Origin of the sequence: Empedobacter stercoris (genome assembly GCF_020281205.1) — a bacterium.
Taxonomy (GTDB): Bacteria; Bacteroidota; Bacteroidia; order Flavobacteriales; family Weeksellaceae; genus Empedobacter; species Empedobacter stercoris.
In genome coordinates this window covers 17,798-34,659 of sequence record NZ_JACXZC010000003.1, presented here as the reverse complement: position 1 = coordinate 34,659, position 16,862 = coordinate 17,798, and the positions used below count along the sequence as shown (strand labels likewise).

The following is a 16,862-nucleotide window of genomic DNA, read 5'->3' as shown; positions in this document are numbered from 1 at the left end:
ACAAATATAAATCATATTACTTAAAAATTATCGACTGATTTTCTACCATTTCAATTCACCTCTTTTTCGTAACTTTATATTCGAAATCGAAGAAAATGCAAACAGAAATTTTAAACAAAACCTTACAAAACCGTTCTATTAATCCAACTGCAATGAGATTGTTGGTCTTGGACAAATTGATGCATGCAGAAGTTGCATTGAGTTTGGCTGATTTGGAAATTGCAATGGATCAGGCAGATCGAGTAACCATTTACCGAACATTAAAAAAGTTTGAAGAAAATAAGTTAATACATTCGATTGAAGACGGAACAGGCTCTATAAAATATGCTTTATGCGAATCTACTTGTAAATGTACACCCGAGTTTACGCATGCTCATTTTCATTGTAACAAGTGTAATCAAACCTATTGTTTACGAAATATTCACTTACCAGAAATTGATCTTCCCAAAAATTTTCAAGCAGAACAATCGTCTTTTATCTTGAAAGGAATTTGCGATCAGTGTAAAGCCTAACTTTGCAACCAAATTGCATCAACCACATGCTAACTTTGCTGTCTTAAATGATTCATTATGGCAAATTGTAAGACTTGTTGTTCAACAGACGAACCTCAAAATCACTCTCACGAAGGTCACGATCATAATCACGAAGGTCATGACCATAATCACGAACACAACAATAGTAAAATTTTATTAGGAGCGAGTTTAGCTATTTTCTTTGCTGGAATATTTGTTCAATATGTGTTAAAGCCAACTTGGTTTGTCGATAATCAAACGATTCGCTTGATATGGTTCGCTATTTCTTATATTTTAGTAGCAGCACCTGTTTGGAGTGAAGCGTTTAAATTGGCTAAAAAATTAGACTTTTTCAATGAATTTTCATTGATGGGAATTGCAACTTTAGGCGCTTTTATCATTGGGGAATATCCCGAAGGTGTTGCCGTAATGCTGTTTTATACCATTGGTGAAATGTTTCAAGAAGCAGCAGTTAATAAAGCAAGAGGAAATATAAAAGCCTTATTAGATGTTCGTCCAGATACAGCGCATGTTTTACGAAATGGTCATTTCGAAACCATAAAACCGCACGATGTTGCAATTGGTGAAACGATTCAAGTAAAAGTTGGAGAAAAAGTTCCGTTAGATGGAATTATGCTTTCGGATAAAGGGAGTTTTAATACAGCGGCATTGACGGGAGAAAGTAAACCTTCTACTTATAAAATAGGTGAAACAGTTTTGGCCGGAATGTTAAATCTTGAAAACGTAATAGAAATTCAAACAACTAAAAAGTTTGAGGATAGTTCGATTGCTAAAATTTTACAAATGGTTCAGGATGCTGCTTCTCGTAAAGCTCCTACTGAATTATTTATCCGAAAATTTGCAAAAATATATACGCCAATTGTTTTCTTTTTAGCAACAGCTTTGGTGATTATTCCTTACTTTATTGTTGATAATTATGATTTCAATGATTGGTTATATAGAGGTTTGGTTTTCTTGGTTGTTTCTTGTCCTTGTGCATTGGTGATTTCGGTTCCGTTGGGTTATTTTGGTGGAATTGGAGCAGCTTCGCGTAATGGAATTCTAATAAAAGGTTCTAATTTTTTAGATTTAATGGCGAAAGTAAATACCGTTGTGATGGATAAAACTGGAACCATGACTGAAGGCATTTTCGATGTGCAGAAAATAGAAACAAATCTACCTCAAATGGAATTTTTACGCTTGGTTTCAGCGTTAGAAAAACAATCAACACATCCCATAGCAAAAGCCATTGTAGCGAATCATCCTTCTGATTTGAAGGCAATAGAAGTGGAAGAAATTTCAGGAAAAGGACTAAAAGGAAAAGTTAATGGTAAAATTGTTTTAGCAGGAAATACAAAATTATTGGATCATTTTTCGATTCAATATCCACAAGAAATACATGCTATTGTAGAGAGTATTGTTGTCGTTTCAATAGATCACAAATATGCTGGATATATTACAATTGCAGATAAAATAAAAGAAGATGCACAACAAGCGATTCAAAAAATGAAAGCTTTGGGTGTCACGAAGACGATTATGTTGAGTGGTGATAAAGATACAATTACACAAAAAGTTGCACAAGAAATTGGTGTTGATGAAGCTTTTGGAGGATTATTGCCAAAAGGAAAAGTAGAAAAAGTAGAAGCCTTGAAAAAAGATACAAATCAAGTGGTCGCTTTTGTAGGAGATGGAATCAATGATGCGCCTGTTTTAGCTCTTTCTGATGTCGGTATAGCAATGGGAGGTTTAGGAAGTGATGCGGCAATTGAAACGGCTGATGTAGTGATTCAAACCGATCAACCATCTAAAATAGCAACTGCTATAAAAATAGGACGCGAAACGAAAAAGATTGTCATTCAAAATATCATTTTAGCAATGGGTGTAAAAGTGATTGTATTATTACTTGGTGCTGAAGGAATTGCCAATATGTGGGAAGCCGTTTTTGCAGATGTTGGTGTCGCTTTATTAGCAATTTTGAATGCAGTACGAATTCAGCGAATGAAATTTTAGATCAACAAAAAAGCGACCAATGGTCGCTTTTTTGTTAAATATATAATTCCTTCATCAAATCTAAATCAATGTTCAAGATATCGGTCAAATAATTTTCAACTGATCCAAAATTCTGATTGATTGCTCGGTAAGAACTCTCCAAATATTCAGGTAAAACAGTTATTAAGTATTTATAATTCGGATCGATTTTTAAAATGTGCGCATATTTTTGTTCCAAATAGACATTAGAAGCTAAATAATCATCCATGATTGTATCAAAATCAACTTTTAATGCAGATAAAATCATCGCTGTTGCAAATCCTGTTCGATCTTTTCCGGCTGTACAATGAAATAAAATCGGCGTTCTGTTTTTGTGTTGTATGATATCAAAAAAGCTTTTGTATTGTTCCTGACAGGTTTTATCTAAAACAAAATCTTCATAAATTTTACACATAAAACTTTTTGGATTAGAAATACCAGCTTTAAATTCTTGCACTAACTCTTCGAAATGTCCAGATGAAATATCCAAATGAACTTCGTGATTACAACTGTTCGGAATATGATCTTGATTTTTTAAGCGTTCGTAAGTTGTGCGTAAATCTATAATTGTTCGGATTGGGAAATCATTCAAAACTTCTAAATCGTCATCCGTCAAATTAGCCAAATCATCTGATCGAATTAACAATCCTTTTCTTAAAATTTCATTTTGTGTGTTAACTATTCCACCTAAATCTCTACAATTAAATCCGCCTTCAAGTGGAAGAGTTCTTTCACTTAGCGAGATTTCGCATAAAGTATTCTCCATTTTCTGTTCGTTTTTTAGGTTATTTTTCAATAGTTAAAAGTTACGGGTATTTATTTAGTTTAACGTATTAAAAAAACGATAAGTTTTTACTTTAACATTTTATTATTTTTATTCAATCTAAATTTATTTTACCTTCGCATAGAATTAGAATAAATCTAAATAATCTGATGGGAGATAAAGTGAAAATTGCGAAAGAGAAATTCATCTTAAAAAAGAAAGAATTTGTGACACCACATCTTATTCGCGTTCATTTAGAAAATAATGATGTTTCTTTTTTTGAAGATACAACTTTAGGAGGAACGTGTAAATTGCTTTTTCCACCACTTGGAATCCGAGATATTCACTATGCTGAATATGATGAGGAGAACAAGAAATGGATTTCACCATCAGAAAAATTCAAACCAGTTTCTCGCACTTACACATTGCGAAATATAGATGCTGAAAACAATGTGATTGTGATAGATATTGCAAATCATGGGTTAAATGGTCCTGGATCTCGTTGGGCAAATGAAGCAAGAGAAGGCGATATGATTGGAGTTTCGATGAAATCGAAAAAGAAAGAATTAGCACCAAAAACAGATTTCATTTTCTTAGCGGCTGATTTAACAGGTTTACCCGTAATTTCTGCTATTATAGAATCATTACCTGCAAAAACAAACGGAGTTGTTTGTATTGAAGTTCCATCTGAAGAAGATATTCATCCTATTGAAACCAAAGCAAATTTGGAGTTTAAATGGATAGTGAATCAACATGTAGGTAATGGAACCGCTTTATATAGTTTAACAAAAAAACAAATCTTTCCGAAACGTAAAGATGGGAAACGTTATGCTTATGTGGCGGGAGAATCAAAATCTATAAAAGAAATTAAATCCTTTTTTAAAGATGATTTAGAATGGAAAAAAGACGAATTTTATTGTACATCACATTGGAAAGCTGGGAAAGCGGAGAAAAATGCATTAGAAGATTGTCACGATAAAATTGAACAAGAATTATTGGTTAGGGTTTTCTAAGTTATTTCGTAACTTTCATCTTTACATATTCTACCTTCCATAAATTCTGTGCAAATAGACATGGAGAAAAAAGCGTTAGAAAGAAGAGTAAATATTTATTTTTCATTTTGTAAACGTTTAATCATTAAAGTAATAATAATATTTGTGAGGGTTAGTGATACTTTCTTTAATTTTTATCTTTTTTAATTCTTCAAGTGGAATTAACGTGTTCCAATTCGGATTTTCGGAAAGATAAAATGTATCTTTTTTTTCTGTGATTATTTTATTTAATCTCCATCCATTTTCCATGTTTGAGTCTATTTTTTCAATTTTACGATTTTTTGATAATACAAAATCTAAATCAGCAAAAGCATCTTTCACAAAAAATACGTTAAAAATATAAATTAAAGGAAATAGAAGCAAAAAGCATAATAGTCGAAAAACTAAAGGACATTTTTCCCATAAGAAAGAAAGCAAAACGGCAAAATAATATACTTATTATGCATCTCATTAATTCATACTCCATTGTAGTTGAATTAAGTAAATAATATTTTTCATATGCTCTCAAATCAATAAATAGTGAGATAAAGTAGATTATAATAAATAGAACGTTTATAACGACAAACACTTTTTTATTCATTATTCCTGATTAATTATTAACTAAATATAATAAAAAAAGCGATTCAAAACTGAATCGCTTTTCCTATATTGAAAATTATTTCTTTTCAGAAGTTTTTCCTTTATTCTTGACATATTTCTCTAACCATTGATCTTGTTCCCACAACATATGTAAAACATTTTCTTTGGCAGCATAACCATGCGATTCTTTTGGTAATAACACCAAACGAGTTGTTGCACCTAAACCTTTTAAAGCATTAAAATATCGCTCAGATTGCATAGGGAAAGTTCCTGTATTGTTATCAGAATCACCATGAATTAACAACAATGGTGTTTTCATTTTTTCGGCATTCATAAATGGAGACATTGTATTGTAAACCTCTGGTGCCTCCCAATAATTACGTTGTTCTGATTGGAATCCGAAAGGTGTTAATGTACGATTATAAGCTCCTGAACGCGCAATACCTGCTGCAAATAAATTAGAGTGTGATAATAAATTTGCTGTCATAAATGCACCATAAGAATGTCCACCAACAGCAACTTTTTCTCGATCAATAAAACCTAAAGCATCAACTGCATCAATTGCTGCTTTTGCATTTGCAACCAATTGCGGAACAAACGTATCGTTTGGCTCTTCTTTTCCTTCTCCAATAATTGGGAATGCGGCATCATCTAAAACGGCATAACCTCTCAACGCCCAGAAAATAGGACCTCCGTATGATGGCGAAGTAAATTTATTCTCAGAAGTTGTGACTTGTCCAGCTGTTGCTGCATCTTTAAACTCGCGAGGATAAGCCCACATTAACATTGGTAACTTTTCTTTTTTCGTTTTATCGTAGTTTGGAGGTAAATATAAAGTTCCTGATAATTCTACTCCATCAGCACGTTTGTATGTAATTAATTCTTTCGAAACTTGGTTCATCGCCTCAAAAGGATTTTTTGTAAATGTTACTTGTTTTGGCTTTCCTCCTTTTTGGAAAATATTACGTACATATAAATTAGGATAATCAGTTTTAGACTGAATTTGCTCTAATATAATTCCTTTCTTTGGATCAATTACACGTGCGATTACTTCTAACTTATCTGATTTTTGTGCTCTCCATAAGCGTGATGTTTTTTGTGTTTTGATGTCAAAATCATCCACAAAAGGTAAGATTCCATCAGCAGAAACTCCATCTCCAACTAACATCAATTTTCCTTTGTTAATCGAAAGAACATTGTAACCATACTCATTTATTTCTGTTACAAAACTTCCTGGATTGTTGTATGCATCTTGTGTATTTCGACTAAAGAAACGTGTTGGTTCTTGCTTTGGATTAGAAGGATTAAAAGTATAATAACTTTCGTTTCGAGTATTGTACCATGCATCACGAATCAAAGCGACCTCATCATTCCCCCAAATTACGCCTCTGTAACGATCTTTTATTTTTACTAATAATTCTTTGTTAGCAGTAAAAGGCGCAGCAACTTGATAAAGAGCATCACGGTATTCTGCAGGTTTGTTAGCATCACCTCCATCTAAAGCTTCTACCCAGTACAATGTATTTGGTTTGTCTGCTCTCCAATATAATCCTCTTTTGCCCATAATGGTAGAAGAAAATCCTTTTGGAACTACTTCTTGCAATTCTTTGTAATCAACTTCTTTTACTAATTTTCCATTGATATCATAGACAACATCTGTAGATGGAAAACTATTGTAGGTTACTAAATAAGAGAACGGTTTTTTGATTTCATTTACCAAAACATACTGTCCGTCTGGAGATGTAGAAATATTTGTATACATCGCTGCATCTTTCCATTTTGATTTTGCTCCCGTTTCGATGTTTACTTTCACTAATTCGGAAATAGCTAATTGCTCGAAATTAAACTCATCTGTTTTATTTTTCAACAAATCTTGGTAAGTTCTATTTTGAGCTTCTTTTCCGTCAGCTACAGAAACTGTTGGTCCTGTTGCGATTGCATCTTTTGTATCAATTAATGTTTTTTTAGAAGCTGGAATTACATTAACAATCAGCTCACTATCAGAAACCCAACTAAAAGGACGACCTAAGTTTGCATTCAATTTATCTTCGTAAACTTTTGTTGCCGATTGATTTTTAACATCAATCACCCACAATTCTACTCCTTTATCTGTAGTATTTGTAACCGCAAATTTAGATTGAGATTTGTTCCAAGATTGATTCGAAAAACGTCCTTTTGCAGGTAAACCAGCTATCGATTTTTCTTTTGAAGTTTTCAAATCAAAAAAAGTGATTTTCTCACTAAATGTTTCACGCGAATTAATATTCGTTACAGGATTAATTCGCACCCCTGCTAAACGTAATTCTATTTCTGACAATTCATTAATCGTTTTGTAACGACTTCTGTACGATAAAAAAGCATTCTCTGCTTTACGATCCGTAGAAATTGATGGTGGCATATCTGCCTCCGCTAATTGCAAGATTTCTTGAGGCGGTAATTGAAACGTAACATTTTCTTGTGCTTTTACCGATGTTCCTATTGTCATCGCTAAAAACAATAATGAATAAACAATTTTCTTCATGTGTTTTTAAGATTTTACATCATAAAGATATTGAAACTTTGTAAATCTTAAGTAAAGAAATTAATTATCTATAAAAAAAGACAACTCACCTTATGATGAATCGTCTTTAGTATTTATCTTCTTTTTCCAAATTTTCCTCCTTTGGTATTCGTTGGCGGTTTACTTTTTCCAACTCTTGCTTGCGTTGTTGGTTTTTTTGCTGGTTTTTTTATTGATTTTCCTTTCGAATCTTTAAAATTTGGTGAAATTTCTTTGGTTTTCTTCGCAGATGATTTCTTTGACTTTTGCTGTTGAGTTTTTTCAGCATGTTTTTCAGAGTCGGCTGTTAATCGATTTAATTCTGCTAATTCTTCTGATGTTAAATCTCGGTATTGACCAAGCGGAACATTCAACGTTAAGTTCATAATTCGAACACGTTCTAACTTTTTCACCGAATACCCAAAATACTCGCACATACGACGAATCTGACGATTAAGTCCTTGCACTAATGTAATTTTAAAAACATTGGTACTTATCTTTTCTATCTTACACTTTTTTGTAACCTGATTAAGAATTGGAACTCCTTTTGACATTCTTTCGCAAAACTCATCTGTAATCGCTCTATCAACAGTAACAATATATTCTTTTTCGTGATTATTTCCAGCACGTAAAATCTTATTCACTATATCTCCATCACTTGTTAATAGGATTAATCCTTGTGAATCTTTATCTAAACGACCAATTGGAAAAATACGTTCACCAAAAGATAAAAAGTCGACAATATTATCTGGATCTGTTGGATCTGTCGTACACGTAACGCCCACAGGTTTGTTCAACAAAATATAAACTGCATGTTCTTTTTCTTTCGGCTCAATCTCTATTCCTTTTACAGTAACATGATCGCCAAGTCTTACAAATTGCCCAATTTTAGCAATTCGTCCATTAATTTGTACCAAACGATTTTCTATGTAATCGTCTGCTTCGCGGCGCGAACAAAAACCGCTGTCACTAATGTATTTATTTAATCGAAAATAATTAGACTCCTCCATATTTGCAAAGATAGTTTTTTATCAATTTGAAAACACTTTTGCATAAACACTTTATGATTGACATAAGCCGAAACTTATTTATATTTACAATTCCAAAGAAATTTTGACTATGAAAAAAGTATTTTTTTTGAAAACATGTGATACATGTAAACGAATCATGAAAGAATTAGATTTTACAGGTTTTGATTTGCATGAAATAAAATCAACTGCAATAACTGAAGAAGAATTAGCTGAAATGAAAGATTTAGCAGGAAGTTATGAAGCTCTTTTTTCTCGTCGTGCACAGAATTATAAAAAATTAGGACTGAAGGATAAAGTCTTAACTGAAGATGAAATCAAAAATTATATTTTGACAGATTATACTTTCCTAAAAAGACCTGTCGTGGTTGACGGAGACAAAATTTTTGTTGGAAACGAAAAGAAAAACTTAGAAGCCCTTGGGCAATATCTAGAATAGATTCACACATGAAAAAAACAATTTTATTAAGTACACTTTTTCTAAGCGCGAGTTTACTTGCACAGAAAAAAAACATATCAATGGAAGATGCTGTACTTGGATTATCGACCAACTTACGTATCGAAAATCTAAATCAAGTACAATGGATTCCGAATCAAAATGCGTACACACAAAATGTAAAAACGGCTTACGGAGAAGCTTTAATCAGAAAAGAAGTCCCTTCGTTAAAAACAGATACCATTTTTAGAAGTTCTCAATTTGAAAATAAACGAATTCCTGCTCTAAATTGGATCAATGATAAGCAAGCATATTTTTCTACAAAAACAGGTTACAAAACAATAACAACTTCTGGTCAGCAAGCTGATTGGTTGAAATTACCAGATAATGCAGAAAATGTAGAATTTGACGCAACAAATAATCAAGTTGGGTATGTGATTGATAACAATTTATTTTTTGTAGATAAAGCTGGAAAAACACATCAAGTAACGAATGATGGGAAATATGAAATTGTGAATGGGAAATCGGTTCATCAAAATGAATTCGGGATTCACAAAGGAATTTTCATCTCTCCAAAAGGGAATTTAATTGCATTTTATAGAATGGATCAAACGGTGGTAACTGATTATCCAATAATCGATTGGTCGGTACAACCTGCAGTAAACAAAAACATCAAATATCCGTTTGCTGGAACAAAAAATCACACCGTTAGATTAGGAGTTTATAATCCATCAACTCAAAAAACGATTTTCTTAGAAACTCAACCAGAAGTTGACCATTATTTAACTTCTGTTACTTGGTCACCAGACGAAAAACATATTTATATTGCTTTACTTTCTCGTAATCAAAAACACATGGAATTGAATCAATATGATGCTATTTCAGGGAAATTGATTAAAACATTATTCAAGGAAGATGATGCAAAATATGTAGAACCTCAAAATGAATTGCATTTTATTCCAGGAAAATCAAACGAATTTATTTGGTGGTCGCAACGTGATGGTTTTATGCATTTATACCGTTTCAATACAGATGGAAAATTATTGAACCAAATTACAAAGGGCGATTGGATTGTAACAGATCTTGTTGGTGAAAATGCAAAGAAAAAAGAGTTGTTAGTCATGACGACAAAAGATTCTCCAAAAGAACGTCAGTTATATGCGGTAAATTGGGAGAATGGCAAATTACGTAAAATCACTACAGATGCAGGAACACATAATGTTTCAGTTTCAACGAACGGAGAATATGCAATTGATAATTGGAGTAATGATAACACGCCTCGCAAAATTGATGTGTTGGATGCAAACGGAAAATTCAAACAAAATATCTTAACTGCTCAAAATCCTTTAGCAAATTACAATACGGCAAAAGTTGAAAATGTAACGTTAAAAGCAGATGATGGAACAGATTTGTATGGAAAATTAATTTACCCAACCAACTTTGATCAATCGAAGAAATATCCAGTTATCGTATATTTATACAATGGTCCTCACGCACAATTAATCACCAATCGTTTTCCTGCGACAGGAAATCTTTGGTACGATCATTTAGCAGAAAAAGGCTACGTTGTGTTTACAATGGACGGACGTGGATCGGCAAATAGAGGGTTAAAATTTGAGCAAGCCATTCACGGAAATGTAGGAACAACTGAAATAAATGACCAAATGAAAGGTGTAGATTTCTTAAAAACATTGCCTTTCGTAGATGCAGATCGTATGGGAATTCATGGGTGGTCTTATGGTGGATTTATGACAACATCCTTTATGTTACGTAAACCTGACGTTTTCAAAGTTGGCGTTGCTGGTGGACCTGTCTTAGATTGGACACAATACGAAATTATGTACACAGAACGTTACATGGAATCGCCACAAGATAACCCTGAAGGTTACAAAACATCAAATTTAATTAATCGTACAAAAGATTTGAAAGGTAAATTATTGATGATTCACGGAGCGCAAGATAATGTGGTTGTTTGGCAACATTCGATAGATTTTATTCGCGAAGCAGTGAAAAATGGTGTGCAAATGGATTACTTTGTTTATCCTGGACATGAGCATAATGTTCGTGGTAAAGATCGTGTACATTTAATGCAAAAAATTACAGATTACTTCGATTTGTACTTAAAACCAGAAAGTACAATGTCTAAAGAATAATTTCAAAACTAAAAACCACTTCTTGCGAAGTGGTTTTTAGTTTTATTATTTTTTGTCACTTAAACAATTTTACTTCTTCGTAAACTCAAATTTTTGCCCACCTTCTTCAAATGTGAATGACTTTTTATCTTTTGCAAAAATCAATTCAAGTCCAGCTTGTTCGTTGATAAATGTATTATTTCCTGTATATTCTAACGGAATATTTTGACCAACAAATGTTAAACTCAACTTATTATTTTCCGAAATCAATAAAAAAGATGCGTCTATTTCCTTATTCGTATATGTTCCTTCATAATCCTTTGGATTAATCTTTTCAATAGGTTTTGCATCAGCCATATTGAATGTGTTATTCTTAAGATCTGTATCAGGTAAGGCACCTTTTGGATCAAGTTGTACAGTTGTCACTTCTTTTGTAGAAGGCACTTTGAATGTCCATTCTGTATTACGTTTCCAAACTTCGATTGGTAGTTTTACTTCTTGCGAAGTTCCATCTTTAAAATTGACTTGAATAGTTGTTGGCATTGGTAATTGACCAAAGTTTTCGACTTTTAAAATCAAGCCTTTTTTATAATCCCCATCTACATATTTTGCACTGTTAATTCCTTGATCAATTGTCCATTTATTCAAGAACCAACCTCTCCAAAACCACGATAATTCTTCTCCCGAAACATTTTCCATCGTACGGAAAAAATCTTCTGGCGTTGGATGTTTAAACGCCCAATATTTAATGTATTGACGCAAAGCTTTATCAAATCTTTCTTCTCCTAAAATCGTTTCACGCAAAATTCTCATTCCAATTCCAGGTTTGTAATACAACAACGTTCCAATATTACGTTCGCGCATATTATCTGGTTGTGTGGTAACAGGTTCTAAGTTTTCGCCAAATAAAAACCCTCCCATTCGTTGCAACGATTGTTTTTTATAGTACTCTCCGTTGTTAAAATTTTTTGTTGAAATATCATTAATAAACGTATTGAAACCTTCGTCCATCCAACCATGAACGCGTTCATTAGAACCTACAATCATTGGAAACCAAATGTGTCCAAATTCGTGATCTGTAACACCCCAAAGGCTTTCTCCTTTCGAGTTCATGTGGCAAAATACAATTCCCGGATATTCCATTCCGCCCTCATTTCCCGCAACATTTGTAGCCGCTGGATAAGGATATTCTGACCATTGTTTCGAATAATGCTCAATGGATGCTTTTGTATATTCTGTTGATCTTCCCCAAGCTGCTTCGCCATCACTTTCTACAGGATAAGCCGAAATTGCCAACGATTTTTGACCACTTGGAAGATTAATTTTTGCTGCATCTAAGATGAACGAAGATGATGAAGCCCAAGCAAAATCGCGCGTATTTTGAATTTTAAATTTCCACGTTTTTGTTCCTTTTGCAACTTTTGTCGATTTGTTTACCTCATCAGCAGAACGAATAATAACGGTTTTATCACTCGCTTTTGCTTTGTTCCAACGATTCACTTCTTCTTTCGAATAAACTTCGTTTTCATTCAATAATTCTCCCGAACCAACCACATAATGCGTAGAAGGCACTGTAATATTTGCAGTTACATCTCCATATTCCAAATAGAATTCTCCAGGCCCTAAATAGGGTAATGTGTTCCATCCCATGATATCGTCGTAAACAGCCATGCGAGGAAACCATTGAGCCATTGTAAAAATTTTACCATTTTTAGTTGATTCAACACCCATTCGATCTGCACCATAATCTGGTGAAACAAACGAATACTCTACTTTTATTTTGGTTTTACCACCTCTTGCTTTCAAGTGATTCACCAAGTCGATTTGCATGCGTGTATCAGAAATGGTATAGTTTGCTTCCTTTCCGTCTATTTGTACAGATTTGATTTTATAACCACCTTCAAACTGAGAAGTAGCATCACCGTATCGGCTACCAGACATTGGTAATAATGCACTTCCACGAGAGTCTGTTTTGAATAAATTTTGATCCAATTGTAACCACAAAAAATCTAAATCATCAAAACTATTATTGGTATACGTAATCTCCGAAGTTCCAGATATTTCATTTTTTTCTTCGTTCAAACTTACATTCAAGTTATAATCCGCGCGATTTTGCCAATAATTATGACCTGGTTTTCCACTTGCCGAACGAGTTTCTGTTGCGTTATTTTGATAAAAAAAAGGTTTGAAAGCTTCTTGGTAATCGTATTTTGGTTTCTCTTGTTGACCAAAAACTGAAACTGAAAAGAAACTCAAACCTAAAATAAAAGGTTTAAAATAATTTTTTCTCATGTGTTTAATTTTACAGTAACTATAAAAATACTTTTTATTTTTTAGATTCACCGAATAAGTTTTGGGTAAAAAAAAAACTCATCTTAAAAAAAAAGATGAGTTTTTGTATTTCAGCTAAAAGTGAAATCTATTTTTTATTTGCATAAAGAACAGGATTCAAGTCCTCGTCATTATACATTTTCATTTGTTTGTACACTTTCATGTATTTTTTTCCAGCAGCAAAATCAGCCAATAATTCTTCTATCGCAGTTGATAAATCATGATGTTGTTGGTTCAAAACATCCAATTTAGCTTGACAAGCAGCTCTGTGTTCAGCTGTAGCATCTTCACGTTCTGCTTCTTGCTTCATGTGATACACTTTTAGCGATAAAATCGAGAAACGATCGACTGCCCAAGCAGGAGACTCTGTGTTGTATGTAGCATCTGCTTTTACATCTACATCTGCGTATTGTTGTAAAAACCAGCTATCCACATATTCTACCATATCCGTACGCTCTTGGTTTGATTTATCAATCCAACGTTTTAAGCTTAATGCTTCAACTGGATCAATTTCAGGGTTACGAATAATGTCTTCTAAATGCCACTGAACGGTATCAATCCAATTCTTTTTGTACAATAAGTGAGCGATTAAATCTTCCTCGCTATATGGATTCTCGATTTGACGATTTACATCATCGTATTGGTGATAATCATTAATACTTTGATTAAAAATTGACCAAGCTTTATCTGTAAATTTCATGTTTTGTATGTGTTTATAAAATAAAAGCATTGTAATCAAAATTGTTCAACTACAATGCCTTTTTATTTAATTAAAAAGATAATTTAATTTTCTTTCTTTTCAGAAGTTGTGTCTTCTGGCTTGTTATCTTCGCGAGTTGCTTTTTTAAATTCATTTAATCCAGAACCTAAACCGCGCATTAATTCAGGAATTTTTTTACCCCCGAATAATAGTAATACAAACAATAGAATTACTATCCACTCTTTACCTCCTAACATTCCCATATTGAATTGATTTTAATGCAAATATATAATTTATTTCTTACATTCCTGCTACCCAAAGTGCAGGATTTTGTTTTGTTGTTCCACTCCAAACTTGGAAATTCATTATAGTTTCTCCGTCTCCACTTGTGTAGATGATTCCTAAAGATTGACCACGTTTTACATCATCTCCTTTAGAAACACTTACACTTGATAAGTTTGTATAAACTGAATAATAAGAACCATGTCTTACTAAGACAGATTTACCATTTCCAGAAACAGCCATGACAGCTTGTACAACTCCTTCGTAGACAGCACGTGCTTGTGCTCCACGATAAGTTGAAATATCAACTCCACTATTCTGGGTTGTAATATTAGATAAAATAGGATGCGAATTTGAACCAAATCGACTTACGACAGTTCCTCTATCAACAGGCCAAGGTAAACGCCCCTTGTTTGATGAAAATTCTCCTGAAATTCCTTCCGAATCTGGACGTTCAGCATGTGTTTCTGCTGGTTTTACAGCATCTACTTTTACGACACGTTCTTTTTCTGGAACTCTAGTTACTACTTTTTGTTCTGCTTCTATCTTTGCTTTACGCTCTGCTTCAGCTTTTGCTGCTGCAATCTTACGGGCATCTTCTTCTTTCTGAGCTTTTAATCGAGCTTCTTCTTCTGCCTTACGCTGTGCAATAATGCGTTGACGTTCTTCTTCTGCCTCACGTTCTAATTGTTCAAATTTTGCGACTTCTGTTTTAGCCGTAGAAACAAAACTTCCTGTTGGATGATGTTTAAGATAAGATTGATACGCTTGTTTTGTATGTGCAGAACGTGCAATATTCCATGCTTTTGCATCGTTTTCAATTCTTAAAATTGCAGTACGTGCAGATTTTGCATAATCACCTTTTGGATTATCTCGCAAATATTCGTTGTATGATGCAATCGAATTTCCTCGCTTGGCTTCGTTCCAATCTTTCAAATCTTTTTCTGCTCTAATTTTCGCTTGACGAATTTCTTCTTCAATAATGGCTTTAATCTGAGCATCTATTTGACGTTGTTGCGCTTCTTTAGCATTAATTTCTGCAGCGATTACTCCTTCGTTTTTACGGAATTCTTCAACAGCTTTTTCCTTAGATAATCGTTCTTTTTCTAAGTTTTGACTAAACAAAGTTTGTTGTGAAAGTACTTTTTCTTTCTCGTCTTTTGCTTTTTCTTTCTGCGCTTTTTTTGCTTGAATATCCGTTTGTTTACCAATAATCTCATTGGCTTGTCCCAATTGGAAAGCGGAATATTTCTCTAAATACTTGATACGACGATATGCCTCTCCTAAACTTTTAGAAGAAAGCACAAAAAGTAATTTATTTTCGACAGATTTATTCTTGTATGCACGAACTAAAACCTGTTTGTATTCTTTTTTAAGCTCAACCAACTCGCGCGAAAGCTTATTAATCTCTAATTGAGTTAAATAAATTTCGTCCTCGATAAAGCGTTTTTCTTTTGATAAATTGTTGACTAATTTAGTTTGAACTTGAATTTTTTTCGTCAAATTCTGTACATATTCAACATTTAACTTCGAATTTTTCTTATTAACCTCGAGTTGTTTGTTTAAATTTATAATCTCTTTTTTTAGTTGAGCATTCTGTTTTTGTAAGTTCGCTTTATTGTACGGAACTTGCGCAAACACTGATAATGACAACGTTAAAAGTATCGTTGATAAAACAAACTTCATTATTTTATATCTTTTTTCTTATACCCATCTGGAATAGAGAACGGTGTGTTCGTTTCCTGAAACGTAAAACTATTATATTCCAACTCTACTTGGCGCGTTTTTTTATCTTTTATAATAATTTTAACATTTTTCGGAAATTCCTCTGCGCCAGCTTTTACCCAATTGTTATAAGTCAAATCTACTTCCATCTTGCTTTTTGGATCTTTCAAATGAGCTTCGATTAATCTAAAACCATTGTCAAAAATATAAGTTTGAATATATTCTCCTTCTGTTGGAGAAGCTACAATTGCTTGATTTTTATTATAGGTAATTGTGTATTGATTATTTGCAAAACTTGCTGTGTAATCTGTCGGATTTAGGTCAACGAAAACTTTTCCTAACATCAAATTTTGTAATTTTTGATAATCGATAAAATCAACTTTCAATAATTTATTCGCTATCGTAAAATCGCCTTCGTAATACGTTCCTCCGATTTTTTCATAAGCAGCGAAACCGTCTGGTGTAATTAATGAACGAGCACCTGTAAAACCAAATTTTGTTGCATTAACCCATATCTTTTGTCCATTTTTTACAGCAATCGTAGCGTTAGCATCTCCCAAATCTGCTATAACTTTTGCCTTAATCGTCAAGTCTTTGAACGACGATTTTTTAGACAATGTTTGTTGAATAATTTTTGCCGAAGCGGATACAACTTCTGTCTTATTATCTTTCTCAACTTTTGCTAATTTCTGTGTGCTACAAGCTGTTGCAAGTATTCCTAAGCAAAAGATATACGTTAATTTCTTGATCATATT

General features: G+C 33.1%; 14 protein-coding genes. 5 read left to right on the top strand and 9 right to left on the bottom strand.

Going from position 1 to position 16,862, the window contains the following annotated elements; genetic code table 11:
- Positions 1-95: 95 nt before the first annotated feature.
- A complete protein-coding gene (locus tag IF125_RS02155; protein WP_225541358.1) occupies positions 96-512 on the top strand; it encodes a Fur family transcriptional regulator in 417 nt (138 codons plus the stop codon).
- A 57-nt stretch (positions 513-569) separates the two neighbouring features.
- Positions 570-2,522: a heavy metal translocating P-type ATPase gene (locus tag IF125_RS02150; RefSeq protein ID WP_225541357.1), complete on the top strand. Its 1,953-nt coding sequence runs from the start codon at positions 570-572 to the stop codon at positions 2,520-2,522.
- A 34-nt stretch (positions 2,523-2,556) separates the two neighbouring features.
- Here IF125_RS02150 and IF125_RS02145 read toward each other — a convergent pair whose 3' ends face one another.
- Entirely contained in the window at positions 2,557-3,306 is a 750-nt protein-coding gene (locus tag IF125_RS02145; protein WP_225541356.1) for a tyrosine-protein phosphatase, read from the bottom strand.
- Between the two features lie 167 nt (positions 3,307-3,473).
- On the opposite strand from IF125_RS02145, the gene IF125_RS02140 reads away from it, so the two are divergent.
- The gene (locus IF125_RS02140; RefSeq protein ID WP_188319394.1) at positions 3,474-4,316 is read left to right on the top strand and encodes a siderophore-interacting protein; all 843 of its coding nucleotides are present in this window, start codon (positions 3,474-3,476) and stop codon (positions 4,314-4,316) included.
- Positions 4,317-4,433: 117 nt separating this feature from the next.
- Here IF125_RS02140 and IF125_RS02135 read toward each other — a convergent pair whose 3' ends face one another.
- The 3 genes from IF125_RS02135 to rluF form a co-directional block, all read right to left on the bottom strand.
- Positions 4,434-4,676 (bottom strand): hypothetical protein, encoded by a 243-nt coding sequence (locus IF125_RS02135; protein ID WP_225541355.1) that lies wholly within the window; start codon positions 4,674-4,676, stop codon positions 4,434-4,436.
- 334 nt (positions 4,677-5,010) lie between these two features.
- Entirely contained in the window at positions 5,011-7,455 is a 2,445-nt protein-coding gene (locus IF125_RS02130; protein ID WP_225541354.1) for an alpha/beta hydrolase family protein, read from the bottom strand.
- A gap of 113 nt (positions 7,456-7,568) precedes the next feature.
- Complete coding sequence (rluF, locus tag IF125_RS02125) at positions 7,569-8,483, bottom strand: 23S rRNA pseudouridine(2604) synthase RluF (protein ID WP_225541353.1); 915 nt, start codon at positions 8,481-8,483, stop codon at positions 7,569-7,571.
- 109 nt (positions 8,484-8,592) lie between these two features.
- Here rluF and IF125_RS02120 point away from each other — a divergent pair, with 109 nt between their 5' ends.
- Together IF125_RS02120 and IF125_RS02115 are read left to right on the top strand one after the other, a co-directional pair.
- Positions 8,593-8,940 (top strand): arsenate reductase family protein, encoded by a 348-nt coding sequence (locus tag IF125_RS02120; RefSeq protein ID WP_171623934.1) that lies wholly within the window; start codon positions 8,593-8,595, stop codon positions 8,938-8,940.
- Between the two features lie 8 nt (positions 8,941-8,948).
- Entirely contained in the window at positions 8,949-11,090 is a 2,142-nt protein-coding gene (locus tag IF125_RS02115; RefSeq protein ID WP_225541352.1) for a S9 family peptidase, read from the top strand.
- Between the two features lie 69 nt (positions 11,091-11,159).
- Here IF125_RS02115 and IF125_RS02110 read toward each other — a convergent pair whose 3' ends face one another.
- The 5 genes from IF125_RS02110 to IF125_RS02090 all read right to left on the bottom strand — a co-directional run bounded on the left by IF125_RS02110 (position 11,160) and on the right by IF125_RS02090 (position 16,859).
- Positions 11,160-13,361, bottom strand: coding sequence for a M1 family metallopeptidase (locus tag IF125_RS02110; protein WP_225541351.1), 2,202 nt, complete (start codon positions 13,359-13,361; stop codon positions 11,160-11,162).
- A 127-nt stretch (positions 13,362-13,488) separates the two neighbouring features.
- Entirely contained in the window at positions 13,489-14,100 is a 612-nt protein-coding gene (locus tag IF125_RS02105) for a DUF4254 domain-containing protein (RefSeq protein WP_171623566.1), read from the bottom strand.
- A gap of 83 nt (positions 14,101-14,183) precedes the next feature.
- The gene (gene tatA / locus IF125_RS02100; protein ID WP_171623567.1) at positions 14,184-14,363 is read right to left on the bottom strand and encodes a twin-arginine translocase TatA/TatE family subunit; all 180 of its coding nucleotides are present in this window, start codon (positions 14,361-14,363) and stop codon (positions 14,184-14,186) included.
- Between the two features lie 37 nt (positions 14,364-14,400).
- On the bottom strand, positions 14,401-16,068 hold the full coding sequence (locus IF125_RS02095) for a murein hydrolase activator EnvC family protein (RefSeq protein WP_225541350.1): 1,668 nt from the start codon (positions 16,066-16,068) through the stop codon (positions 14,401-14,403).
- Positions 16,068-16,859 (bottom strand): DUF4292 domain-containing protein, encoded by a 792-nt coding sequence (locus IF125_RS02090; protein ID WP_225541349.1) that lies wholly within the window; start codon positions 16,857-16,859, stop codon positions 16,068-16,070. Before IF125_RS02090 ends, IF125_RS02095 begins: the two co-directional genes overlap by 1 nt.
- Positions 16,860-16,862: the final 3 nt, after the last annotated feature.